Origin of the sequence: Mucilaginibacter sp. OK283 (assembly GCF_900110415.1) — a bacterium.
Classification (GTDB): Bacteria; Bacteroidota; Bacteroidia; order Sphingobacteriales; family Sphingobacteriaceae; genus Mucilaginibacter.
Genome location: NZ_FODR01000004.1, coordinates 444,252 through 467,956 on the forward strand (window position 1 = coordinate 444,252; position 23,705 = coordinate 467,956).

Annotated in this window: 24 protein-coding genes and 1 pseudogene; 9 read left to right on the forward strand and 16 right to left on the reverse strand. The window is 42.4% G+C overall.

All coding sequences use genetic code 11. The annotated features are described in order from the left end of the window. Positions 1–405 precede the first annotated feature (405 nt). Entirely contained in the window at positions 406–987 is a 582-nt protein-coding gene (locus BMX56_RS12750) for a GNAT family N-acetyltransferase (RefSeq protein WP_090647662.1), read from the forward strand. A 51-nt stretch (positions 988–1,038) separates the two neighbouring features. Here the strand turns inward: BMX56_RS12750 and BMX56_RS12755 are convergent, their stop codons facing one another. From BMX56_RS12755 to BMX56_RS12795, 9 genes are all read right to left on the reverse strand, one after another. Further along, positions 1,039–1,206, reverse strand: a complete 168-nt coding sequence (locus BMX56_RS12755; protein ID WP_177183796.1) for a hypothetical protein — start codon at positions 1,204–1,206, stop codon at positions 1,039–1,041. 89 nt (positions 1,207–1,295) lie between these two features. Beyond that, a complete protein-coding gene (locus BMX56_RS12760; RefSeq protein ID WP_255369831.1) occupies positions 1,296–2,096 on the reverse strand; it encodes an RpnC/YadD family protein in 801 nt (266 codons plus the stop codon). Between the two features lie 271 nt (positions 2,097–2,367). Next, on the reverse strand, positions 2,368–3,078 hold the full coding sequence (locus BMX56_RS12765) for a phosphoadenylyl-sulfate reductase (protein ID WP_090647667.1): 711 nt from the start codon (positions 3,076–3,078) through the stop codon (positions 2,368–2,370). Position 3,079: 1 nt separating this feature from the next. After that, the gene (locus tag BMX56_RS12770; protein WP_090647670.1) at positions 3,080–4,588 is read right to left on the reverse strand and encodes a TSUP family transporter; all 1,509 of its coding nucleotides are present in this window, start codon (positions 4,586–4,588) and stop codon (positions 3,080–3,082) included. After that, positions 4,566–5,342, reverse strand: a complete 777-nt coding sequence (gene cobA / locus BMX56_RS12775) for a uroporphyrinogen-III C-methyltransferase (RefSeq protein ID WP_090647675.1) — start codon at positions 5,340–5,342, stop codon at positions 4,566–4,568. The genes BMX56_RS12770 and cobA overlap by 23 nt, the downstream gene beginning before the upstream one ends. Next, the gene (locus BMX56_RS12780; RefSeq protein ID WP_090647679.1) at positions 5,342–7,432 is read right to left on the reverse strand and encodes a HEPN domain-containing protein; all 2,091 of its coding nucleotides are present in this window, start codon (positions 7,430–7,432) and stop codon (positions 5,342–5,344) included. Before BMX56_RS12780 ends, cobA begins: the two co-directional genes overlap by 1 nt. Before the next feature lie 233 nt (positions 7,433–7,665). After that, positions 7,666–8,100, reverse strand: coding sequence for an RrF2 family transcriptional regulator (locus tag BMX56_RS12785; protein ID WP_090647684.1), 435 nt, complete (start codon positions 8,098–8,100; stop codon positions 7,666–7,668). A 254-nt stretch (positions 8,101–8,354) separates the two neighbouring features. Further along, positions 8,355–8,633: an Rdx family protein gene (locus BMX56_RS12790; RefSeq protein ID WP_090647689.1), complete on the reverse strand. Its 279-nt coding sequence runs from the start codon at positions 8,631–8,633 to the stop codon at positions 8,355–8,357. Further along, positions 8,630–9,472: an MOSC domain-containing protein gene (locus tag BMX56_RS12795; protein WP_090648058.1), complete on the reverse strand. Its 843-nt coding sequence runs from the start codon at positions 9,470–9,472 to the stop codon at positions 8,630–8,632. Before BMX56_RS12795 ends, BMX56_RS12790 begins: the two co-directional genes overlap by 4 nt. A gap of 193 nt (positions 9,473–9,665) precedes the next feature. Here BMX56_RS12795 and BMX56_RS12800 point away from each other — a divergent pair, with 193 nt between their 5' ends. The 7 genes from BMX56_RS12800 (at position 9,666) to BMX56_RS12830 (ending at position 16,372) form a co-directional block, all read left to right on the forward strand. Further along, complete coding sequence (locus tag BMX56_RS12800; protein ID WP_090647692.1) at positions 9,666–11,375, forward strand: GMC oxidoreductase; 1,710 nt, start codon at positions 9,666–9,668, stop codon at positions 11,373–11,375. Positions 11,376–11,550: 175 nt separating this feature from the next. Beyond that, complete coding sequence (locus BMX56_RS12805) at positions 11,551–12,027, forward strand: GAF domain-containing protein (RefSeq protein WP_090647695.1); 477 nt, start codon at positions 11,551–11,553, stop codon at positions 12,025–12,027. After that, positions 12,027–12,677, forward strand: a complete 651-nt coding sequence (locus BMX56_RS12810; RefSeq protein ID WP_090647698.1) for an alpha/beta fold hydrolase — start codon at positions 12,027–12,029, stop codon at positions 12,675–12,677. The genes BMX56_RS12805 and BMX56_RS12810 overlap by 1 nt, the downstream gene beginning before the upstream one ends. Continuing rightward, complete coding sequence (locus BMX56_RS12815) at positions 12,674–13,276, forward strand: DNA-3-methyladenine glycosylase (RefSeq protein ID WP_090647703.1); 603 nt, start codon at positions 12,674–12,676, stop codon at positions 13,274–13,276. The genes BMX56_RS12810 and BMX56_RS12815 overlap by 4 nt, the downstream gene beginning before the upstream one ends. A gap of 35 nt (positions 13,277–13,311) precedes the next feature. Continuing rightward, a complete protein-coding gene (gene kynU / locus BMX56_RS12820) occupies positions 13,312–14,598 on the forward strand; it encodes a kynureninase (RefSeq protein ID WP_090647708.1) in 1,287 nt (428 codons plus the stop codon). 11 nt (positions 14,599–14,609) lie between these two features. Next, positions 14,610–15,464 carry a bestrophin family protein gene (locus BMX56_RS12825; RefSeq protein ID WP_090647713.1) on the forward strand — a complete coding sequence of 285 codons (855 nt, stop codon included), beginning with the start codon at positions 14,610–14,612 and terminating at the stop codon, positions 15,462–15,464. 5 nt (positions 15,465–15,469) lie between these two features. After that, on the forward strand, positions 15,470–16,372 hold the full coding sequence (locus BMX56_RS12830; RefSeq protein ID WP_090647717.1) for a histone deacetylase family protein: 903 nt from the start codon (positions 15,470–15,472) through the stop codon (positions 16,370–16,372). On the opposite strand, the gene BMX56_RS12835 is transcribed toward BMX56_RS12830, so the two are convergent. Genes BMX56_RS12835 through BMX56_RS12850 form a run of 4 tightly spaced genes read right to left on the reverse strand, consistent with a single transcriptional unit; the run spans position 16,369 to position 19,394 of the window. After that, positions 16,369–17,748 (reverse strand): MATE family efflux transporter, encoded by a 1,380-nt coding sequence (locus BMX56_RS12835; protein ID WP_090647722.1) that lies wholly within the window; start codon positions 17,746–17,748, stop codon positions 16,369–16,371. The genes BMX56_RS12830 and BMX56_RS12835 overlap by 4 nt on opposite strands. A 52-nt stretch (positions 17,749–17,800) precedes the next feature. After that, entirely contained in the window at positions 17,801–18,424 is a 624-nt protein-coding gene (locus BMX56_RS12840) for an AlbA family DNA-binding domain-containing protein (protein WP_090647727.1), read from the reverse strand. 25 nt (positions 18,425–18,449) lie between these two features. Beyond that, a complete protein-coding gene (locus tag BMX56_RS12845) occupies positions 18,450–18,908 on the reverse strand; it encodes a GNAT family N-acetyltransferase (protein WP_090647731.1) in 459 nt (152 codons plus the stop codon). A gap of 9 nt (positions 18,909–18,917) precedes the next feature. Further along, on the reverse strand, positions 18,918–19,394 hold the full coding sequence (locus tag BMX56_RS12850; protein ID WP_090647735.1) for a DUF4442 domain-containing protein: 477 nt from the start codon (positions 19,392–19,394) through the stop codon (positions 18,918–18,920). A gap of 190 nt (positions 19,395–19,584) precedes the next feature. Here BMX56_RS12850 and BMX56_RS29860 point away from each other — a divergent pair, with 190 nt between their 5' ends. Then, entirely contained in the window at positions 19,585–19,785 is a 201-nt protein-coding gene (locus BMX56_RS29860; RefSeq protein ID WP_143065436.1) for a coproporphyrinogen III oxidase, read from the forward strand. A 100-nt stretch (positions 19,786–19,885) separates the two neighbouring features. Here BMX56_RS29860 and BMX56_RS12860 read toward each other — a convergent pair. From BMX56_RS12860 to BMX56_RS12870, 3 genes and pseudogenes are all read right to left on the reverse strand, one after another. Next, positions 19,886–20,679: pseudogene (locus BMX56_RS12860) on the reverse strand (SDR family NAD(P)-dependent oxidoreductase). A 461-nt stretch (positions 20,680–21,140) separates the two neighbouring features. Next, the gene (locus tag BMX56_RS12865; protein WP_090647742.1) at positions 21,141–23,021 is read right to left on the reverse strand and encodes a CocE/NonD family hydrolase; all 1,881 of its coding nucleotides are present in this window, start codon (positions 23,019–23,021) and stop codon (positions 21,141–21,143) included. 151 nt (positions 23,022–23,172) lie between these two features. Then, entirely contained in the window at positions 23,173–23,655 is a 483-nt protein-coding gene (locus tag BMX56_RS12870; protein ID WP_090647747.1) for a VOC family protein, read from the reverse strand. Between the last annotated feature and the right edge of the window lie 50 nt (positions 23,656–23,705).

A 23,705-nucleotide genomic window follows, 5' to 3' on the forward strand; every position in this document is an offset into this window, starting at 1 on the left:
ACCCGCAATTTATATTTTTATAACCTATGTGGTGTAATGGGTTGTTAATCAGTAGTTATTGTGTCCTTGTTGCCGTAGCAAGGGAGTGTTGTCAATAAAATCCGAAACTAAAAAGTGATAAATGCTCTTTTTTCGAAGCAGGCAGGTAATCTGCCTGATGGATTAAAAAGCATGACAATGACCGGTGAACCGTCTCAGTAGCCCGATACAGGCTTTTTATGATGCGGCAGTCTATATTAACACTTTGCGTGCAATTAAGCCGCGTTGCTCATTATTTGGGCTTTACTCATCATAGTTAAGCAACAAAGCAGCGATGTTCGCTCACCTATAGTTCCATATCGTTCGCCCAATAATTCAGTGTTTTTTATGATTGCACAAATACGGTTAAAATAAGACATTTGCCAAATGACGACCCAAGACATTCTATCGGCAATAACTTACCAGGCAGCTACTACAACCGAACATTTTGAACAAATTATAGCGCTTCAAAATCAAAATCTATACAAATCTTTAACGCCCGAAGAGCAGAATCAGCAAGGCTTTGTTTTTGCCGAGCATACAGTTGAACTATTACAGCAAATGGCAGCGCAAATACCACAGGTTATTGCGTTGTATAAAAATAAAGTGATTGGCTATAACCTGGCCATGACAGCTGCTATGGAAAAACAACTGCCCAGCCTTGAACCAATGTTCAGGGAGTTTTATAAAATCCGGTACCAGGGTAAAATTTTAACTGCCTATAAATTTTTTGTAGGAGGCCAGGTGTGTGTTGATAAAGATTTCAGAGGGCTGGGATTGTTAAGCAAACTTTATAACGCAACAGCCAACCTGGCAGGCGATGATTATGAACTTTGCATCACCGAAATAGCAGTAAGAAACGTCAACTCGTTAAAAGTGCATCAAAAAATGGGTTTCGAAATAGCCGGTAGCCACCGTGATGAGTTTGGCGATTGGTATGTAGTTGTTTGGGACATCAGAAAGATTTAAACACATTTGGAATCAAGCATAGATGATTGCTCATTCTAAATTGAGCGTATATCATAGTTTTTCTATTTCCTCAACCGACAGCCCGGTGAATTTTTTGATCTGGGCAACAGGCAAACCCTCCTTTTTCATTTCGCGGGCAATAGCAACAGCTTCTTCTTTTCTACCTTCATTTCTGCCTTTTTTTTCAGCTCTTTCTAATAAAAGTTCTTCGATACCCATGGTGTTGCTCCTTCCTGTTAAAATTTCTACCTGTTGCTCAAATTTAGTGTTATAGTACAGACTGTTTTTGAATGTTTATAGAGTTTTGCTTATAATTTTTCTATTTCCTCAACAGAAAGCCGGGTGAATTTTTCGATTTGGGCAACAGGCAAGCCATCTTTTTTCATTTCGCGGGCAATAACAACAGCTTCTTCTTTCCTGCCTTTTATTTCACCCTTTTTCTCGCCTTTTTTTTCACCCTTTCTCTCGCCTTTTTTCTCAGCCCTGTCTAATAAAAGTTCTTCGATACCCATGGTGTTGCTCCTTTCTGTTAAAATTTCTACCTGTTGCTCAAATTTAGTGTTTATATCCTGATTTTCAAAGCGTATGTAATACCTCAGAAAATTCATCAGTACCCTTATCTTTTCTTTTGCTATCTGTTTGGCCAGTAATAACCTGGTGAGGTTAAGTTTTAAATTCAGCAATAGTTCGTCACGTTCCCTGCTGCTTTTCAGGTCTTTGCCTGCAAGCGGCGCCTTAGCTGTAAGCACAACCAGGGCAAAAGGATTATCGCTCGCTTTCAGCACCTCATCGCTTTGGCTGGCTATTTTATACGTATTGAACGTATAACGCAAACAGGTGCCCATAAAGTCTATGGCAAAATGGTTTGGTCTTTCCTTTGTATTGGCTTCGGTAAATATGGCGTAGGCGACTATGGGCTTTTGATATTTGTCCAGTATCCGGTAAAAGTAAGTATACATACGGCTGGCAAAATCTTTTTGATATTGGCCCTGCACTTCCACATGCACCAAAATCCATTCTTCTTTGCCGGCTTTGGTAAATACCTTAACCAGCTTATCGATCACCTTTGGAGAATACTCATCATTTTCGGGCGGAAAAACCTGTTCCAACTCCTTATCCAGGAATTCGAAACCTTTATTAAAGTCGAAAATTTAGAAGCATCGGGATTAAGAAAACATAGGAAATCGTCAAAAACATCTTCGAGTATCCCTTTCCAAAGGATGTCGTCTTTTCTTCTCATTAAACAATTATAGAAAATTATAATTGATTAAAAGGCTCAATCTTATTAAAGCTTAATAAAGAAGTATGAAAAGAGGCGCCAAATTCCAGCAGGGAATTTTAAAAAAATCCTGTCAATCCTGTAAAATCCCGAAATCGTGTTTACTTTGCAGTCACCTCATGCAAGCCGCATTCTTTTTTGGATTGATCTTCCCACCACCAGCGGCCGGCGCGGAAATCTTCGCCTTCGGCAACGGCACGGGTACAAGGCATACAGCCTATGCTCGGGAAGCCTTTATCGTGAAGTGAGTTGTAAGGGATATTGTATTGTTTAATATAGGCTTTAACCTCATCCAAAGTCCAATGAAAAATAGGGTGGTATTTTACCAGTTGGTTTTGTTCGTCCCATTCTACATCATGCATATCATGGCGGTTGGCCGATTGATCAGCACGGATACCCGTAATCCAAACCTTATTTCCTTTTAAAGCACGTTTAAGCGGTTCAATTTTACGGATGCCACAACATTCTTTACGGTTTTCTACCGATTCGTAAAAGCTGTTTGGCCCTTTGGTACTCACCATTTGTTCTAAAAGCTCCTGGTTAGGGTAGTAAGCGTGAATAGGCTGTTTATACCTGTCCATGGTGCTTACCCAAACTGAATAGGTTTCGCGGAAAAGCCTTCCTGTTTCTAAAGTAAATACCTTAATGGGCAGCTTATTGGCGAAGATCATATGACTGATCACCTGGTCTTCCCAACCAAAACTGGTCGAAAATACAACCTCGCCGGGATAAAGCTCAGCCAGCTTAGTCAGTGCTTCAACAGGGCCCAGACCTGGTGTAATGTTGTTTATATGTTCAAAAGCCTCGTTCATATCAGATAAACTTTGTAATAAAGGCAACAATTGATTTAATACTTACCAAAATCACGATGATACCCACAGATACCATAATGGTTTTGGTCGAAATTTTATTTGAAATTTTTGCCGCAATAGGCGATGCTAAAGCGCTACCCAGTACCAGGCCGGCTACAGCTTGCCAATGATCGCTGCTTACCATGGCTATGAAGGTGATTGACCCGGCTATCGCCACAAAAAAACGGGATAATTTTACCGTGCCTAAGCAAAATATAGGGCTGCGGCCACCGGCTATTAGTGTTGATAACACGATTGAACCCCAACCGCCGCCGCCAACAGCATCAATAAAACCACCGCCTAAACCAAGCAACGATATGCGTTTTACCTTATCAGCCGATTTCTTTTTCTTAATATTGAACGCTTTGGAGAGTATTACAACGCCTAATATCAAAGTGTACACTGATACCACGGGCTTGGTATACATGCTGTAATGTTCAAGGGACGACAGGATAGATGCTCCAATAACTGCACCGGCAATGCCCGGTAATACCAATAACCAAAATAACTTCCAATTGATATTGCCCATACGGTAATGCATCCATCCGGCAATACCGCAGCTCATGATCTCGGACAGGTGGACACCCATACTTGCTGAAGCAGGAGGGATGCCCATTGAAAGGGAGAAAGTGGTTGATGTAACACCATACGACATGCCAATGGCGCCATCTATCATCGCGAATATAAACCCTGCGCCTAAAAAGTAATAAAACTGCGGGCTTACACCTTCAACAAATGTTTTAAAAGCGGGTTCTTTGAAGTATAAAGCAGTTATAACAATGGCCAATGAAACAATAATGGTTGACCATATAAGCCAGATGAAATTTTTGATCACAACAGATTTCGGCTCAACCAATACTGATGTTACATTATTCAGTTGTTTAACTTTATCTGCAAAGTCGCCGCTTAAGGTGTTCCTTAACTCACTCATTTGTTGTAGCGTGGTATCCAGCTCATCAGGCAGGCTTTCGTTTAGTACTTCTTTTAAGCGTTTGGCTACCGTAGGCGATTTACCATTGGTTGATATGGCCAGTTTCAGGTCGCCCTTTTTTACTATCGAACCTAAATAAAAATCGCAAAGTTCGGGCTTATCGGCCACGTTAATGAGCAGCTTACGGTCATGTGCCGATTGGCGCACATACTTGTTAAGTTCGCTATCATTAGTAGCTGCAATTACTACCTCGGCATTATCCAGGTCGTTGTCTGTAAACGATTTCTGAACAATGGTTAAGCCCGGGTATTGCGCGGCAAGTTCATGAATTTCGGGTAAAAACGTTTTAGATATTACCGTTACATTGGCTTTCTGGCTATTGTTTAAAATAGCCGTTAGTTTTTCAAGGCCAACATTGCCGCCACCAACCAAAACGGTATGGAGGTTATTCAGCTTCAAAAAAACCGGGAACAGTTGATTACCGCCGATCTCTTCGTGCTCAATTTGCGTTAAACTATTATCCTTTGGCAACAACGTCATAAATTTCGTTAATCAACTGGTATTTAGGGTGCAATGAAACCACTTCGCCCAACACTATAATCGCCGGCGAACCGATATTATTTTCTTTCACTGCATCAACAATGGTATCAACTGTAGCAATAGCAACTTTTTCATCCGCTGTAGTGCCGCTTTGAATTACCGCTACGGGCAGCTTGCTTTTTCCTTCACTTTTAAATATTTCGGTAATCTCTGCCAGCTTATTGATCCCCATAAGCACAACAACCGTTGCCCTGCTTTTGGCAGCATCATAAAGGTCAGGTGAAATTTTTCCGCTTGATATAGTACCGGTGATCACCCAGAAACTTTCGCTTAAACCGCGATGAGTTACCGGGATATTTTGTAATTCAGCTACGGCTATGGAACTGGAAATACCGGGGATAACCGAAGCGGGGATATCATGTGATGCGGCAAAATCCAATTCTTCAAACCCACGGCCAAATACAAACGGATCGCCGCCTTTCAACCTTACCACGTGGCCGTAATTGATAGCGTAATCAACCATTAGCTGGTTCACAGCTTCCTGTGAGTAGGTATGATCGCCGGAACGTTTGCCTACATATACTTTTACCGAAGCCTCTGGCGCATAGCCAAGCAATTCTTCGTTCACTAAAGCATCGTATAAAACAACATCGGCTGTTTTTAATGCTTTAATAGCCTTAACGGTAATCAGGGCGGCATCGCCGGGGCCTGCACCCACTAAAGTTATTTGTGGTTGTTTAGTGTTATCCGTCATTATTGCACCAATGCCTCTCTTTGCGCTTTGCTTTTTCCTAAAAATTCTTCGGCCTGCGCTAAATATGCCGCTGCAAATTCAGCTGAGGGCTCGTTTTGATTGATCTGCAGTACCAGGTCACTAAACGATCCTTGCAAATCAAACTCGCCGGTTGCTACAAACTGCGCATCAAACTCTTTAATAATGCCTGCCTGTGTGCTGCTGTTGGTACCTTTATCTAACAATAAAGCTTTTGCCGAACTGATGAAAACATTGTATGAATGATAAATAGCGTCAGACCAGTCGCCCTGGGTAAACGAACCGTTTGCCCAGCCCATTTTTTCCTCCGATTCAAAAAGGAGGGTAGCAACCAAATCAATTACTACGCCGGCACACTCGCCCACGCCGATGGCAGATACATAGGTTTCCTGGTGGCCCCAGTCAACAAATTCATCATCGGTAAGGGTTGTTAAATCTGCAAGCGGTTTCAGTAGGCGGTAAAAATAATCTTTACCCTGGCGGTCGTAATAGGCATGGAAAGTTTCACCCTCTGGCGAAAACTCTTTGTAATCGTCAAGGATTTTTCTTAAAACGTCGGTAGCACGTTTTGAAGGCACCTTAACTACTCTTTCGGCCGCACGGCCTACGCCATCGCCAACAGTGCCACCGCCCAGCATTACCTGTACCGAAGGCAATACCTTTGTACCAGCCTTAAGCGAACTGCCATGGAAGCCTATATGGGCCAACCCATGCTGACCGCAGGAGTTCATACATCCGCTTATTTTTATTTTGATGTCGCGGTTAAAAATGAACTCTTCGTATTCATTAAAAATCAAATCTTCCAACACACGCGCCATAGTCATGCTGTTGCTTATGCCCAGGTTGCATGTATCGGTACCGGGGCAGGTAGTAACGTCGGCCAGGGTATCAAAACCGGGCGCGGCAAGCTCCAGTTTAGCTAAACCTTCATATAAAGCAGGCAATGCCTCCTTACGGACAAATTTTAACAGTAAACCCTGGTTTTGTGTAATACGGATTTCGTTGGCCACTAACGGCTCTAAAACCTTCACCAGGGCACGGGCAGTATCAGATGGGATATCGCCCACCGGTACTTTAATATATACACCGTAAAAGCCTTTTTGCTTTTGCTCAAAAACGTTGGTAACCAACCACTGTTCATAGCGGAATGGGTTGCTGATTTCTACCGCAGGGTATTCTGCTGTTGCCGGCAATGCGGGTAACGCAACGGTATCGCGATTAACAGGATAGCTTTTTACTTTAATGGCAGTTCTTTCAATTTTGGCTAAACGTAAAACTTCCTCTAATCCAATTTTCTGGATCAGGTATTTCATCCGGGCCTTATTACGGTTGTTACGTTCACCATAGCGGTCAAACACGCGAATGATGGCTTCGATATAAGGGATCAGCTGATCTTCCGGTAAAAACTCTTCAACAATGCTTGCCAATATAGGTTGTGCACCTAAGCCGCCACCTAAAAGTATTTTGAAGCCACGTTCGCCATTGGCATTTACTTTGGGGATGGCGCCAATATCATGAATATATGAAAAAGCGGTATCCGCATCGCTTGATGAAAACGAGATTTTAAATTTACGGCCCATTTCCTGGCAAACAGGGTTACGCAAAAAGTACTCGAAAGTAGCATGTGCATAAGGCGATACATCAAAAGGCTCCAACGGATCGATGCCGGCGGTAGGAGAGGCGGTAACATTCCGCACGGTATTACCACAGGCTTCACGCAGGGTGATATCATCCTGCTCCAGTTTGGCCCAAAGTTCGGGCGTACGATCCAGGCTTACATAATGAATCTGGATATCCTGGCGGGTGGTAAGGTGTAAGTTACGGCTTCCGTACTCGTCAGATATATCGGCAATTTTAAGTAGTTGCTTAAAAGTTACCTTACCAAATGGCAGCTTAATGCGCACCATTTGTACACCTGGCTGGCGCTGGCCATACACACCACGGGCCAAACGAAGGCTCCTGAATTTTTCGTCGTGTATTTTACCTTCACGAAAAGCTCTGATCTTTTTTTCCAGGTCGATAATATCCTGCTCTACTATTGGGTTCTCCAGTTCTGTTCTGAAGCTTTGCATAAGCTATTTTTTTAATCAATTATAAAAAAGCCCCTTTGGCTTTGGCTAAAGAGGCGTATGTGGATAATACAAATTATAGCCGTGTCCTGTCGCCGGTTAAACAGCAGTACATGTGGATATAAGTGTGTGTATTAATAGGGCTCATTATGTTTTATATCACAAATATATACATAGTATAGGGAAATGGTAGAATTTAATTGAAAAAACTGTTATTTGACAGTTTTATGATGACATTACACGTTGATGAGCGTCTGCTCGCGGGTTATAATGTCAGCTATGCTGGTCTCGCTCAGTATTTTAAGTGTAGCATCCCGCACATCAACAAACACATCGCGGATGCCGCAGGTAGTTTCCTGGTGGCACTCATCGCATTTGTGGTAAAAATTCAGGCTGGCACAAGGTACCATGGCTATGGGGCCATCGGTAATGCGCATGATACTTACCAGGAAAATCTCTTTCGGATCGCGGTTTAAGCTGTAACCGCCGCCTGCTCCTTTTTTACTATACAGGAAACCAGCATTGCGCAGATCGAGCAGGATTTGTTCCAGGAATTTTTTGGGAATTCGTTCTGCCTCGGCGATTCTCGAAATTTGCATAGGCGGCTGATCCATGTTTTTGCCCAGGATCACCAATGCCTTAATAGCGTACTTTGTTTTTTTGGAAAGCATTTTAAAAAATAAAAACTCAAAAAGTTAAACAATATTAAATAAAATAATCCACTAAAACTATAGAGTACAACGATACTATCTTATTTACCTTTTTTGTTATAATAAAATTACAGTTTGCCGAAAAATATGTAAAATCAATGGATGTTAAGACGGAAAAAGAGGGCGATATGATGGGCGTATTTCTTTTTATCGAAAAAAAGCGCTGTTAATTGAATATACAATTGCAGTTAAGCCCGATATTTTTTGATATATCTTTATTTTTTATCCGAATGCCCAAGGTTTTTTTCGGGATTAACCCTGTCGCGCACCAATTGCTTCAATTCCTTGATTTCAGGAAAACGCCCCTCTTTTTTCCTGTCAAAAATCACATCGCCATCGATAAAAACAGTATACCTCCCGCTTATTTCGCTTGGATGTAGGGTTACCCCATAAATGTCATCAGTAAAAGTGGTAAGCAGTTCCTGGGCCATATAAGCTGCCCGCATCATCCAGCCGCATTTGGGGCAATATTCAATAGTGACGGTTGGTTTCATGATACTGATTTCTTTTTCTCAATTATAAATCTGTCGTCGGTGTGTGTGCTTAATACACTAATGGTATCACCGACAGTAACAAATCCTTCGCCCTGGTGTACCAGGTTTTGTCCAAAAAGGATCTTGTTATTTTTTAAGCGATAAGTAGCCAGTGTTTTCAACGGTTCTTTAGCTTTTACGCCCGTTTGCTGATCGATAGTGGTCATTACACAGCGGGCGCAGAGTTTAGCTCCGTAAAAATTGATGCCCGAGATGTTTATATGGTCCATCAGGTCTTCGCTAAAGGCATCGCCGCCGGTAAAAACAATGTTGGGCCTAAACCTATCCATCGGTAAGGCAGCCGGCAGGCGTTTATTTAAATCATCCAGCGAAGCCTGGCCGATGAGTAAAAATGGATAAGCATCGGCAAAAGAAGTGATCATGCCCGGTTGGGCATAGCGTTGGTCAACTTCACGCTCACTGTCATCGGGCATGTAAATCAGCCGGCAAGGAATGCCCAATATGGTGGTAAACCATTCGTCAAACTCATCGCCTACATAAACGCCTATACACGTATCATCCCAAATAACCACATCATGTTTACTAAGGGTATCGTATGCAAACGGAATCTTTATAGATCCGTTTGCATGATAAGAAACCAGTAAGCCATCGCTTTGTATGTTTACTTTGATCAGCGCCATCTGGGGGTGTTCCCTTTGGGTGAGAAACCTGTTTTGGCCATCAACCAGCATCCATCGCCTATCGTGTTTAAAACCGCGCGAGGTAACTTCGGCCGAAGTTACCGGAATACCGCCAAGAGATTTTATAGGATATATGTAAAGCTGGCTGATTTGAAGCATACGCGATATGTGATGGCCCGGTAAAAATAGAAAAATTTGACCTGAATGCGAAGCCGGCATGAAAGCTAAGGCGCTTCATCCAGGTTCGGATAAAAAATATTTCAATCGATTGCTTTAGTTAATATTAATTGATAATATTGTTTTATCCAATTGAGAAACCAATACTAAATATACTCATAACCAATTCGAGATTATGCCATTAAACAATGTAAGCGGCAGCGCCAAAGCCGGAAATACTTATGACGCTATTGTTGTAGGATCGGGCATCAGCGGCGGCTGGGCGGCTAAAGAACTAACAGGCAGGGGCTTAAAAACCATTATGCTTGAACGCGGCAGGAACTTTGAGCACATTAAAGATTATAAAACAGCAACCAAAGATCCCTGGGACTTTGAGCACCGCGGTTCGGTAACGCAGGAGCAGCGAAAAGCCCGCCCGGTAATTTCACGTAACTGGGGCGCCCAGGAACCTATTATGGATTACTGGGTGAATGAGCAGGAAGCACCTTATCACGAGGTTAAGCCGTTTAACTGGTGGCGATCATATCAACTGGGCGGCCGCTCTATTTTATGGGGCCGTCAAAGCTACCGCTGGAGCGATTATGATTTTGAAGCCAATGCAAAAGATGGCTGGGCAATTGACTGGCCCATCCGTTATAAAGACCTTGCCCCATGGTATGATCATGTTGAGAAGTTTGCTGGTATAAGTGGATCGTTGGAAGGATTGCCTCACTTACCTGACGGACATTTTTTGCCACCGATGGATATGAACTGGGTGGAAAGAGATGTAGCTGCCCGAATTAAAAAGAATTATAACGATACAAGGCATATGATCATAGGTCGTGTTGCCAACCTTACGGCCGCTATACCTGGCCGTACGCAATGCCAGTTCAGGAACAGGTGTTGGGAGGGCTGCCCTTTCGGGGGATATTTTAGTACACAGTCATCTACCTTGCCGGCCGCTTTGGCTACCGGTAACTTAACCGTAAGGCCATACAGTATAGTTACCAGGATATTATATGATAAGGATACTCAAAAAGCAAAAGGAGTAGAGGTGCTGGATGCCGAAACCAACAAAACTTATGAATATTATGCCAAGGTTGTATTTGTTAATGCTTCTGCCTTAAACAGTGCGTGGGTATTGATGAATTCGGCTACTGACATCTGGCCTGATGGGTTGGGCAGCAGTAGTGGCGAATTGGGCCATAATATTATGGATCATCATTATAATTTGGGTGCATCGGGCACTGTTGAAGGATTTGAAGATAAATATTACTATGGCCGCAGGGCCAATGGCATTTACGTAGTGCGTTTTGCCAATTTATTTGGCGATAAACGCGATTACCTGCGTGGCTTTGGTTACCAGGGCGCCGCCAGCCGCACCGGCTGGAGCCGTGAAATTGCCGAAATGAATATTGGCGCGCAATACAAAGATGCCATAACCGAACCTGGCGACTGGCAAATAGGTATAGGCGGATTTGGCGAACTGCTGCCTTATCACGATAACAAAATTACGCTTGATAAAACCCGTAAAGACAAATGGGGGCTGCCCATATTATCTATGGATGCGGTTATCAGGGAAAATGAAATGAAGATGCGCGTAGATATTGTTAAAGAAGCTAAAGCAATGCTGGAAAGCGCCGGTGTTAAAGACGTAAAAACGCATGACCGGGGCCATAATATAGGCGATGGAATCCACGAAATGGGGACTGCGCGTATGGGCCGAGATCCTAAAACATCGGTGTTAAATGAACATAACCAGGTTTGGGATGCTAAAAACGTTTTTGTTACCGATGGCGCGGCTATGACATCGTCGGCATGCCAAAATCCATCCTTAACTTATATGGCATTAACCGCCCGTGCCGCGAATTTTGCTGCGGATGAGTTGAAGAAAGGAAATATTTAAATTGAGTTGAAAATTTGAGGATTGGAAAGGCAATTTGAAGATTTGAGGATTTGAAAATTTGAAGATGGATTGTTTGGTAGGATTTGTATTGTCGGTCTTTTTTGTATTGTAAATAATATGCAAAAATTGACTTTCGCGCTAAAATACTTGCTGCCAAATTATCCATCTTTGCGTTATGGCAGAGGATTTAAACATAACCACATCAACCGATAAAACCGAACAATATACCACATTGCTACCCCAGATAGCAGCTTTGCTTGATGGCGAAACCGATTTAGTGGCTAACCTGGCCAATATCAGCGCAGCTTTAAAAGAACAGTTTAAGTGGTTTTGGGTTGGTTTTTATTTGGTAAAAAACGACGAACTTGTTTTAGGCCCGTTTCAGGGCCCGGTGGCCTGTACCCGTATTAAATTGGGCAAAGGCGTTTGCGGCGCGGCATGGGAGCAGGCCAAAACATTGATAGTGCCGGATGTTGAAGAATTTCCCGGGCATATTGCATGTAGCTCGCTTTCCCGGTCGGAGATTGTGGTGCCGGTTTTTAATAACGATTTAGCAGTAGGGGTGCTGGATGTTGACAGCGAATTGCTGGATCAGTTTGATGAAACCGATGCTTTGTTCCTGGAGCAAATAGTAAAGCTGATTAAATTTTAATGAGCCGGATTTATATCATTCCGGGCCTTGGTGCCGACACCCGGATTTATAAGAATATCGACTTGCACGACCATGAAGTTATCCCGATAAACTGGATAGAGCCCGGCAAAGCTGATACTTTAGCTTCGTACGCCCAAAAGCTTATGTATCAATATAATATAAAACCTGATTCAATAGTGATTGGCAATTCGTTGGGAGGAATGCTCGCGGTAGAAATTGCCAAAATCGTGCCTATGAAAAAGGTGATCCTGATATCCAGTATCAAAACCAGTGATGAGGCGCCGGGCTATTTTAGCTTTTTCAGAAATGTGCCGATTCAAAAACTCATTTCGGGTAAACTGATGACCTCGATGGGTCCCATGATCAGGCCGGTGTTCGGGGGGATGGCTAAAGGTGATGCAAGGGTGTTCATGGAGATGTTGAAAGGTACTTCACCGGTGTTTATCGAGTGGGCAATGAGTGCTATTTTAGCATGGAAAAATGATATTATCCCACCGAATACCTACCACATTACCGGCGATAAAGATTTGGTTTTTGATTACAAAAAAATAAAGAATGCTACCATTGTAAAAGGCGGTACGCACATTATGATTTTTGATAAAGCAGCAGAAATAAACAAATTATTAAAACCAATCCTTTATCAACAATGAAACTAAATGAGGATTATTACCTCGGGAATGACGTAGTTGCCATCAGTAAAAACCTACTTGGTAAGTACTTATTTACCTGTATTGATGGTGTAACCACCGGAGGTTATATTGTTGAAACAGAAGCTTATAACGGAGTTATTGATAGGGCTTCTCATTCCTACGGCAATCGGATAACCCCGCGTACCAGAACCATGTTTATGCAGGGCGGTATAGCATACGTTTATCTGTGCTATGGCATTCACGAGATGTTTAACATAGTTACTTCTGTTGAGGGCACACCCCATGCTACCCTTATTCGTGCAATAAACCCTACCGAGGGCATTGAGGCCATGCAGGTTAGGCGCAATATGCCCATGCTTAAGCCCACTATCACTGCGGGGCCAGGCTCGGTAGCTAAGGCATTAGGTATCTCCCGAAATATCAATGCGATAAGCCTCCAAAGCGATACGCTTTGGATAGAGGACCGTGGACTCAATTTTCCAGATGAGCAAATTACAATTGGCCCGCGTATTGGCGTAAGTTATGCCGGCGAGGATGCTTTTTTACCTTATCGTTTTTATGTAAAAGGCAATAAATACGTGAGTAAACCCAATAAATAACCCGGTTTAAAATGCCTTTTTTGTAATATTGGGCGATGAATTACCAAAACAGCTTAGCATTTGCAATTGAACAGGACGAACTTGATCCGTTGAAAGAGTTCAGAGATCGTTTTTTGATTCCGAAACATAAGGGAGAGGATGCCATCTATCTTTGTGGTAATTCCCTTGGCCTGCAGCCAAAATCTGCAGCTCAATATGTGGCCGATCAAATGGCAAACTGGCAAAACCTTGCGGTTGAAGGCTGGTTCCAGGGAAGTGACCCCTGGCTGGAATACCACAAGCCGCTTGCAAAGTCGGTGGCTGCTATAGTCGGTGCAAATGAAAATGAAGTAGCTGTTATGAATTCGCTTACAGTAAATCTTCACTTATTGATGGTAAGTTTCTATAAACCAGATAATAAAAAATTTAAAATCATCATGGAAGGCGGCGCTTTTCCGTCAGATCAGTATGCCATGGAAAGCCAGGTAAAGTTTCATGGCCTTGATCCTAAAGATGCCATTATAGAAATTTTTCCGCGTGAGGGCGAAGTAACTTTACGTACCGAAGATATCGTAAATTGCATAAATGAGCACGCTGATGAATTGGCTTTAGTAATGTTTAGTGGAATAAACTATTACACCGGCCAGTTTTTTGATTTACCGGCGATAACTAAGGCTGCACACAATGCCGGCGCCTATGCCGGGTTCGATTTGGCGCATGCTGCCGGAAACGTGCCGTTGAAGTTGCACGAGTGGGGAGCCGATTTTGCCTGCTGGTGCTCGTATAAATATATGAATTCCGGCCCGGGAGGCATTAGCGGGATATTTGTACATCAAAAACATTTTAAAGATAAGGAAATGAACCGCTTTGCCGGTTGGTGGGGCTACCGTGCCGATAAACGCTTTTTGATGGCCCCCGGCTTCGATCCGGCATCAGGTGCCGATGGCTGGCAGGTGAGTACCAGCCCCATAATTCTTTTGGCTTTATTTAAGGCCTCTATGGCGATTTTTGACGATGCGGGCTATATCGACAATCTCAGTAAGAAAAGCGTTGCGCTAACGGGCTATTTGGAGTTTCTGATCAAGGAGATTAATGGAGAACTGGGTGATAACGTTTTTAACATTATTACACCGGCAAATGAAACTAATCGTGGGTGCCAGCTATCGATAGTTTGTAGCCGCAATGCCAAAGCTATTTTTAACTATCTGGCCGACAATGGTGTAATTGGCGACTGGCGCGAACCGGATGTGATTCGGTTAAGCCCCGTTCCATTATATAATTCTTTCCAGGACGTTTACAACACGGCAAAACACCTGGCAAATGCCATTGAAGCCGTAAAATAGATTATTGATACATGGTTTACTACAATCCCAAAGAGTGGTTTTCTTTTATTTTTAAGCTTAACAAGGCCGATACGCTACGTGAGCTTCTGCCGCTGATTATTGCAGTTAGCGCCTATGCGGGTGCAGTAATTTATTTACTGATAGACTTCTGGCATTTACCAGACAGTAGCCTGCTCAAAAAAGTAAGTTTTGTACACCAAACTGTAGGGTTTGTGTTATCGTTATTACTGGCCTTCCGGATAAACTCGGCTTATGACCGTTGGTGGGAAGGCAGGAAAGTATGGGGCAGTCTGACCAATAGCAGCCGCAACCTGGCTATAAAACTAAAATTCCTGGTTGGCGAAGAGGAATGGGCGTTTTTCAACTACCTGATCCCGTTATATGCAAGAGTGTTACGAAATCACCTTCGGGATATTTATATACCAGAAGAACAGGCCTTTGTTGTTATCGATGCCGAAAAACATGTGCCTAACCAGGTGGCGTCCGCCATTATCGGGCGTATTTATGAACTTAACAAACAGGGTTATATCAACCCGGAGCAATTATTTAGTATAATTATCGAAATTACTTCATTTACAGATATTTGCGGTGCATGTGAAAGGATCAGAAAAACCCCGATACCGTTCTCATACAATGTATTTATCAAGAAGTTTATCTTTACTTATATCATGACGCTTCCATTTACATGGGCGTTTGAGATGAAATATCTTGCTATACCAATTATTGGTTTTGTATTATTCGTTTTTGCCAGTATTGAGTTATTGGCCGAAGAAATTGAAGACCCGTTTGGATATGATGCCAATGACCTTCCCTTAGATAATATTTGCGAAAATATCCAGAAACACGTAGGGGAGATTCTTGGTTAATTATCATGTTCAAGATAGCTTACGACCCGATATACGCTCATCAGCTGCCCGAAGGGCATCGTTTTCCGATGTTGAAGTATGAATTGATTCCGGCACAGCTATTACATGAAGGGATTATTAAACCCGACGATATTTTCTCCCCGGGATTGTTATCGGATGATATTATAATCAAAACTCATGATAAAGACTACTGGCAACAACTTCGCGATTTAACACTACCTGCCAAAGAACAACGTAGAATAGGCTTCCCATTATCGGCACAACTGGTTGAGCGTGAAGTAAGAATCGCTAAAGGAACTATTGATGGTTGTTTAGCCGCTTTAAATAACCGGATTGCTTTTAATGTAGCCGGTGGCACACATCATGCCGGTACAAACTGGGGCGAAGGATTTTGTATGTTGAACGACCAGGCTATTGCTGCTAACTATTTATTAAATAGTAACTTATCAAATTCTATTTTAATTATCGATTTAGATGTACACCAGGGAAATGGCACTGCGCAGATATTTGAAAAAGAAGCCAGGGTATTCACATTTTCGATGCATGGTGATAGAAATTTCCCTTTCAGAAAAGAACGGTCGGATCTTGATATTCCATTAGCAGATGGGGTTGGAGATGAAGAATACCTGGATATCTTACATAAAACACTGCCAAAGTTAATCAGTACACATAAACCGGACTTTGTTTTTTACCTGTCGGGTGTTGACATTTTGAATACCGACAAACTGGGCAAGTTATCCCTTAGCAAAAATGGCTGTAAAAAACGCGACAGATTTGTTTTTGAACAATGTATCAACAATAATTTGCCGGTGCAGGTAAGTATGGGAGGAGGCTATTCGCCACAGATCAAAGATATCGTGGATGCACATTGCAATACCTTTAAGGCAGCAATCGATTTGTACTTTTAATCTTTTGCAGGTATCGGTGTCGTTATATCCCTATGCCGTTTACTGATCAAATTGAACCTAAAAAAAAGCAGCACAGAGGCAATGGCCAGGCCCAGCACAAGTCCGTACCAAACCCCATAAACGCCCATTTTCAATTTTACGCCAAGCAAGTAACCGATTGGCAAACCACCTACCCAATAAGCCAGAAAGGTGATAAACGTGGGGATATTTACATCGCCCATTCCACGTAATACGCCCAAGCCAACAACCTGCGTTCCATCAAAAAGCTGAAAAAAGGCAGCTATGATCAATAATTGCGAAGCTATAATAATAACGTCTTTGTCGGAGGTTATGATCCAGGGTAAATAATTTCGACCGAGAGCGAAAATAACTGCTGTTATACCCATCAATATCAATACGATATGATAATTAGATATAGCGGCAAGGCGCAGGTTTTTGTGGTCGTTAACACCAAAATAGTTGCCCGATTTTATCGCAGCGGCAGCTGATACACCGGTGGCCATCATATAGGTAGCCGAAGCCAGGTTAAGCGCAACCAAATGCGCAGCCTGTTGGTTTACACCAATGGTACCTATTAAAATAGATGCACCGCCAAAGGCACTAACCTCAAAAATGTATTGCAGGGCAACCGGAGCACCAATTTTCAAGATTCGCAAGCCACGCAAACGATCGATATTTTTGACGGCAAAATTCTTTAAATAACCTTTAAATATGGGGGATTTGAATACATAGATGGCCATTACAATTGCCATAACACAACGATCAATCAGTGTGCTGTACCCAACTCCTTTTATACCCATAGGGTGAATACCGAACAAACCTTTAACAAATATCACCCCAAGGCATATATTGATTACATTACCCCAAATAGATATTTTCATGGCATGTTTGGTAAAGCCCAAACCCTCGGCAAACTGCTTAAATGTGTTGAAAATAAGTAACGGAATAATTGACAGGCTTAGCAGGAAAAGATAAGGTGTAGCCGTTGTTACAACTGATGGCGCCTGCCCAAGATGGCCAATTAGCGGCAAAGTACCGAAGTATATGACTGAAAATAAGACAATGCCGGTCAGGAGGTTTAACATTAAACTATTTGATAGTAATAAACCACACTCCTTAAAATCCTTGCGCGCATTGTTTTGAGCGATGAGCGGGGTTAAGCCATATGATATCCCCATGCCAACAACAAGTGGTATCATAAACAAGCTGTTTACCAACGAAACTGCAGCTAAGGATACTTTATTTGTGAAATGGCCAATGATGATTGAATCTGATATCTGAACCATAATATGGCCAAGTTGCGATATCATTACCGGAATGGCCAGCTTTAAACTCTCGCTATAAAATGGGCGGTATTTATGGTATATGGCTTTCATCACTTATTTGCAGGGGTGCAAAAGTAACGATTGGTGGCGACAAAAGAACAACCTAACAGGCCGTATAATATTCCTCTTTTTCGGTTGTGTTTATACGAATAAGCCCCGACAGGATAAGATCAACCAGGATGCGTTGTGTACGTCTGCGTCCCATCTTCAGCAATTCGCTACACTCTTTGATAGTTATCCGGTTTGACTTCTGCAGATGGCTGAGAAGCGTTTTCTCATTATCTGAATACTCTATCAAAACGCCTTGATCGCTTGCCGATCTTTTAAGCACCTCCAGCACAATTTTACTGGCTAATACACTTTTATCTTTTACCCTTACATAAGCCCACCATTTGCCATCATCTGCGAGGGCATAGTGCGGCTTAAGATCGCTGGTGGGGATATCTACTACCAAAACCATTTTATCATCAACATAAATTTCTTCAAAAGTAGGCTCCAGCGCAGGCCTGGTAAACATGTGGGCGGCCCGCGTAATCATGTAACGCTCTTCATCTTCGGATTTTACGCCTTTTATGGTGCCGTCGTCAGCAACGCCAATTAATAATTTGCCGCCTTTATTATTGGCAAACGATACCATAGTGCGGGCTATCTTTTCGCAGCTGGTAATTGTTTTTTTAAAGTCGAGCTTAACACCCTCGCCCTCAAAAATCAGTTTTTTTATATTCATTATAAGCTCCGGTTCCTTAAACTAATTATTGAGGTTTTATGTAAGGTGTAAATATTTCCATCCAGTTTTGGGGCTTGCTTAGTTGCGAAAATCCGAACTGTGCATATAGGCCATGAGCATCGGCTGTAGCCAACGACCAACGCCTTAGTCCTTGTAAATCAGGATGTTTAACTATGGTTTGCATTAGCCATTTCGACAGGTCTTTTTTTCTGAATTCGGGTAAAATAAACACATCGCAAAGGTATGCAAAAGTGGCTTTGTCTGTAATAATCCGCGCAAACCCCGCAAATGTGGTGTGATTGTAAACGCCAAAACACATGGAGTTCTCAATTGCATTTTCAAGTTTTTGCCGTGGAATACCCTGAGCCCAGTAGGAATCGTCATTTAAATAGTTGAATATAACGTCAATAGGTAACAAGTTCTTGTCTGTTGATATTATAAAGCCTTTTTCAATAAAAGGTGTATCGTCAATAAAAGTAGTCATCAGCTAAAATTATAAATTCTGATCGATAAAATCGAGATTCCGCACATAAACCTCATTCATTAATGAAACACATATTTCACCATCTTTATTATAAATGTCAATAGGGTGGTGCCCCGTATATTTTCCGGTACTCTTTAATATGTCCTCAGCCTCAGCGATTTCAGCGTAACCTAAGATGATTTTAAAACGTAAATCGGTTGAACCAGGCTTTAAATACTGTATAGTAGATGATTTTGACCACACCCGTAAGCGATAGCCTTTTTTGATAAAAACCTGGTGAAATAGCAATGGATAAAACGGATCGGCGGCAGCGAAAATGGTACCGCCAAAAATTGAGTTATTATAGTTTTTGTTTAAAAAACTCTTTTTGATTTTTACTTCCACGCCTTTAAAATCTTTATCAAATTGAACAACCCAAATTCGTTGGAAAAGGAGGGGAGGGTAAATGCGTAATGCCCACTTTAATAGGGTTTCGGATACAACCATATTTTTAAATATCTGGATTTTATGGCAAAGTAGTTCAATAATGGAGTAAAAACTGACAGTTTAATTTCAATTTATTTCAAAAAGGTTTAAAAAAATTCATTTTACACGCAAACTTGTTTAAACAATGTAGGATTTGTCGGGTTAATAAATATGTTCATTAAAAACGACAAACGCTATTAAATCAATAACTATGAAAAAGCAAATTTTAAGTTTCGCATTAGTCGCGGCAATGGTGACTGCAATTGCAACAGGGTGTAGTTCAACTAAAGACGCCAGTAAAGGGGCCGACAGTACAAAGATGGATTCAACATCTACAACAACCCCGGCGCCGGCAGCAACTGACACCGCTAAAACCGACACCATCAAAAAAGATACTTCTAAAAAGATGTAATTATCTATTAAGTTTTACCATAAAAATTTCAAGATATTTCAAGGAAGATCCAGGAATTTTTATGGTAAAATTTATTGCGCTTTTGGTAATTCAGGGGCGGTTAAAATGCAGTTTTTATGACCCCGCCGTCGGCCCTTAAAGTAGCGCCATTGGTGGCCGCCGAAAGCGGACTGGCCACATAAGTTACCAGGCTGGCAATTTCATCGGGAGTTATAAAACGTTTGATGAGGGATGTGCCGCGCATGCTAGTGAAAAACTCCTTTTCGATTTCAGCTTCCGATAGTCCCTGGTCGTTGGCTAAGGCGGTGATAAAGTCGCCAACGCCTTCAGACAAGGTTGGGCCGGGTAATACCGAATTTACCGTAACGGCAGTATCTTTGGTCATTTCGGCCAATCCGCGTGCTATTGCAATTTGCGCCGTTTTGGTCATTCCGTAATGGATCATCTCGACGGGAATTTGTAGTGCCGACTCACTCGAAATAAAAATGATACGCCCCCAGTTTTTGGCGATCATTTTATCAAAATAGGCCCGTGTAAGCGCACCCCGCTCAGCACATTTACTTCGTAAAATTTAAACCAGTCTTCATCAGTAATTGCCGAAAAGTCTTTCGGTTCAAAAATGCCTACATTGTTTACCAGGATGTCAACCTCCGGTAATTGAGTCAACAGGTTTTGAATTTGTTGTTTATCCGAAAAGTCGGCAGCGACCCCTTTAATGTTTTTGTTGCCGGTTTCGTTGATCATTTTGTCAACAACCGCATCAACTTTATGTTGATCGCGGCCGTTGATGCATACCTGGGCGCCTTCGCCGGCTAATGATTTGGCAATGGCATAGCCGATACCTGCAGTTGAGCCGGTTACCAAAGCAACCTTGCCCTTAAGTTGAAGATCCATATGCTTTGTATTTGTGGTTTTTTGAATTACCAATGCAAGATTAATACATGTTTATAGAACCGCAAGCTTTTAAACTCAAAGATTAAACCACCCTGACAAAAGAATATGTTTATGACTTAAGTATGGATTGTTTTAAACAAAGCTATATACAGTTGTCCGTTCACCACAAATTTGGGGCGTTTCACCACATAAATTATAAGGTATCTGTTTGGTTCATTTACTTTGAGGTAAAAGCAAAAATGCCCCCCGCATATTTAAAATTTCAACTGGCTGCTCACTTTGGCACGTTGTGAGGGGCATCAATCCTTGTACCTTACATGTACTATAATAAACGCAACGGCAATTATCTCGTTCCTGACGATAAAACCCCGGTAAGCACCTGGGAGTACTTTTTCCAGGGAAATTTCAGGTACGATATCGTCGTTGTTGTGGCGTTGTTTACTATTTATGCTTTATTTATATCATTCAAGTACAGTAACGGTTACCGACGATTTATTTTGGGCATCGTGGTAAATGCGGTGGGTAGCTTTTTGAAAATCGATATCGGTGGCCTGATAAATATCCACAAACTTTTGCGGATTACGGTCAACCAACGGGAACCAGGAGTTTTGTACCTGGATCATTATCCGGTGGCCTTTCCTGAAAGTGTGGCCTACATCCGGCAGCGCATATTTCACTTCCGTTACTTTGCCCGGTATAAAAGCTTCGGGTCTTTCGAACGAGTTACGGAAACGCCCTCTGAACACTTCGCCACGAATCAGCATCTGATAACCGGCAAGGGTTACATTTTTAGGGTTGGGGTTTGCATTAGGGTAGTCATCAGGGAAAACATCAATCAGTTTTACCACATAGTCAGCATCGGTACCGGTTGTTGATGCAAATAAATCGGCCATTACAGGGCCTGTCAGGGTCATATCTTCGGTAAGGGTATCTGTTTGGTAAACCTTAACATCGGGCCTGCGGCCGGCAAAACGTTGGTCGTCCAGCATGTATTCGCGTGTACGGCCTTTTTGTATACCGTCCTGATAGGGCACCGGTGCATTCGGGTCGCTCACATACTCGTCAAAGCTATCGGTTGCCGATGGAGCAGTGAATGATAGCTTGCCATTAGGCTGAAAGTAAAGCGTTTTTTCGGTAGTGTTTTTTGGCGGCCATGTTTCAAACTTTTTCCACTGGTTGCTGCCGGTTATGAATATGCTGGCCTCGGGTAATTCCATTTTGCCTTCATCTTTCAAATAGTAGTTAAAAAATGGAAGCTCAATATTTTCACGGAACCATTCGGCTGTATTCGACCCAAAATTCTGATCAGCAAAAAGCGTTGCATCTTTGCTCTCCCATCCGCCGTGGAACCATGGGCCCATAACCAGCATGTTTTTATGGCTTTGCGGATTTTGTTTTTCCAGTGCATCATACACATGCAGGGCACCAAAGCAATCTTCGGCGTCAAAAAAGCCTCCGACAGTCATGGTAGCCGGCTTAATGTTGACTAAATGCGGGCGGATGTTCATTGCTTTCCAAAACTCATCATAATTAGGATGCGACATTAAATCGTTCCAGAATTTGATAGAATCGCCCATGTATTTCTTTTTGAAATTGGGCAAAGCACCCATTTCCAGGTAAAATTTGTAGTTATCCTTAAATACTGGTTTAATATTGCTTTTAAATTCTTTTGGCGTAATAGGCTTGGGACGGGGGATGCCAAAACCAGTATAAAAGTTAAATGCATCCATCATCATAAACGCTCCGTTGTGGTGAAAATCGTCGCCTATAAACCAATCGGTAACCGGGGCTTGTGGCGATACCGCCTTTAGTGCAGGGTGTGCGTTTGGCAACGAGGCACTGGAATAAAAGCCCGGGTAGGAGATACCTTCAATACCAACACGGCCATTGTTGTTGGGCAGGTTTTTTACCAACCAATCAATGGTATCATAGGTATCGGTGCTTTCGTCAATATCGGTTTTGCTTTTTTTCTTATCTAATATAGGGCGTACGTCTACATAGTCGCCCTCACTCATCCACCGGCCACGCACATCCTGGTAAACAAAAATATACCCTGCCCTGGCAAACAACATATTTTGACCAAGCGTGCGCCTGTATTCGTTTTCCCCATAAGGGGCAACGGTATACGGTGTACGCGTCATCATGATGGGGTACTTTTTTGATTGATCTTTAGGCAGGTAAATGGAAGTGAAAAGTTTTTTACCGTCGCGCATGGTAATGTACTTTTCCATCTTGTTGTAGTTGTCCTTGATGTAGGTGGCATCGTCAGATGGCGGGGCTGTTTGTGCGCCCGCGAGCGAACAGCATAAAGCAAGCCCTAAACAGAGTAGCAGTTGTTTCATAAGTCAGTCAGTTAATTTAAACTGCAATTTAATGAATAAAGCCAGGTTTAGGCTGTTTGCCAACTTAATTGTTACAATGAGCCCGAAAATTATGCACAGCAAAACCGGCCAATCTGTTTGCAAATTGACCGGTTATTATTTCGTGTTGCTATTACTTCCCATCGTAAGCATCCTGCAAATCCTTAACTATAAGCTTATCCATTTTCATCATGGCTTGCATCGCTCTTGCCGAGCCTTCACGGTCGGCGCCATATAGTACCTTGGTCAGGGTGTCGGGTACTATCTGCCACGATAGACCAAATTTATCTTTCAGCCATCCGCAACGTGATTTTTCGCCCCCTTCGGATAGCTTTTCCCAAAAGTAATCTACTTCTTCCTGGTCTTTGCAATCAACAAACAACGATATTGCCTCGTTGAATTTAAACATTGGGCCGCCGTTAAGTGCCATAAATTGCTGCCCTGCCAAACTAAATGTACCCGTTATTAGTCTGCCTGTTTTGCCGGGCGCTGCATCGCCATACCGGGCAAGGTCGCCAACGGCTGATCCTTCGAACACAGCGATATAAAAGTTGATGGCTTCTTCGGCATTATTGTCGAACCATAAAAACGGGGTGATTTTTTGTCTGATTTCCATAAATAGTCGGGTTGTTAAATTGATTTTTATGATCAAATGTAGCTGTAAAC

Bases quoted from the DNA above. Each gene is read 5' to 3' on its own strand.
- BMX56_RS12870 (WP_090647747.1), bottom strand. From the start codon at position 23,655: ATGGAAATCAGACAAAAAATCACCCCGTTTTTATGGTTCGACAATAAT.
- BMX56_RS12750 (WP_090647662.1), top strand. From the start codon at position 406: ATGACGACCCAAGACATTCTATCGGCAATAACTTACCAGGCAGCTACT.
- BMX56_RS12770 (WP_090647670.1), bottom strand. From the start codon at position 4,588: ATGACGTTGTTGCCAAAGGATAATAGTTTAACGCAAATTGAGCACGAA.
- BMX56_RS12800 (WP_090647692.1), top strand. From the start codon at position 9,666: ATGCCATTAAACAATGTAAGCGGCAGCGCCAAAGCCGGAAATACTTAT.
- BMX56_RS12845 (WP_090647731.1), bottom strand. From the start codon at position 18,908: ATGACTACTTTTATTGACGATACACCTTTTATTGAAAAAGGCTTTATA.
- BMX56_RS12805 (WP_090647695.1), top strand. From the start codon at position 11,551: ATGGCAGAGGATTTAAACATAACCACATCAACCGATAAAACCGAACAA.
- BMX56_RS12765 (WP_090647667.1), bottom strand. From the start codon at position 3,078: ATGAACGAGGCTTTTGAACATATAAACAACATTACACCAGGTCTGGGC.
- BMX56_RS12785 (WP_090647684.1), bottom strand. From the start codon at position 8,100: ATGCTTTCCAAAAAAACAAAGTACGCTATTAAGGCATTGGTGATCCTG.
- BMX56_RS12780 (WP_090647679.1), bottom strand. From the start codon at position 7,432: ATGCAAAGCTTCAGAACAGAACTGGAGAACCCAATAGTAGAGCAGGAT.
- BMX56_RS12795 (WP_090648058.1), bottom strand. From the start codon at position 9,472: ATGCTTCAAATCAGCCAGCTTTACATATATCCTATAAAATCTCTTGGC.
- BMX56_RS12840 (WP_090647727.1), bottom strand. From the start codon at position 18,424: ATGAATATAAAAAAACTGATTTTTGAGGGCGAGGGTGTTAAGCTCGAC.
- BMX56_RS12790 (WP_090647689.1), bottom strand. From the start codon at position 8,633: ATGAAACCAACCGTCACTATTGAATATTGCCCCAAATGCGGCTGGATG.
- BMX56_RS12810 (WP_090647698.1), top strand. From the start codon at position 12,027: ATGAGCCGGATTTATATCATTCCGGGCCTTGGTGCCGACACCCGGATT.
- cobA (WP_090647675.1), bottom strand. From the start codon at position 5,342: ATGACGGATAACACTAAACAACCACAAATAACTTTAGTGGGTGCAGGC.
- BMX56_RS12835 (WP_090647722.1), bottom strand. From the start codon at position 17,748: ATGAAAGCCATATACCATAAATACCGCCCATTTTATAGCGAGAGTTTA.
- BMX56_RS29860 (WP_143065436.1), top strand. From the start codon at position 19,585: ATGAAAAAGCAAATTTTAAGTTTCGCATTAGTCGCGGCAATGGTGACT.
- BMX56_RS12815 (WP_090647703.1), top strand. From the start codon at position 12,674: ATGAAACTAAATGAGGATTATTACCTCGGGAATGACGTAGTTGCCATC.
- BMX56_RS12830 (WP_090647717.1), top strand. From the start codon at position 15,470: ATGTTCAAGATAGCTTACGACCCGATATACGCTCATCAGCTGCCCGAA.
- kynU (WP_090647708.1), top strand. From the start codon at position 13,312: ATGAATTACCAAAACAGCTTAGCATTTGCAATTGAACAGGACGAACTT.
- BMX56_RS12865 (WP_090647742.1), bottom strand. From the start codon at position 23,021: ATGAAACAACTGCTACTCTGTTTAGGGCTTGCTTTATGCTGTTCGCTC.
- BMX56_RS12755 (WP_177183796.1), bottom strand. From the start codon at position 1,206: ATGGGTATCGAAGAACTTTTATTAGAAAGAGCTGAAAAAAAAGGCAGA.
- BMX56_RS12850 (WP_090647735.1), bottom strand. From the start codon at position 19,394: ATGGTTGTATCCGAAACCCTATTAAAGTGGGCATTACGCATTTACCCT.
- BMX56_RS12825 (WP_090647713.1), top strand. From the start codon at position 14,610: ATGGTTTACTACAATCCCAAAGAGTGGTTTTCTTTTATTTTTAAGCTT.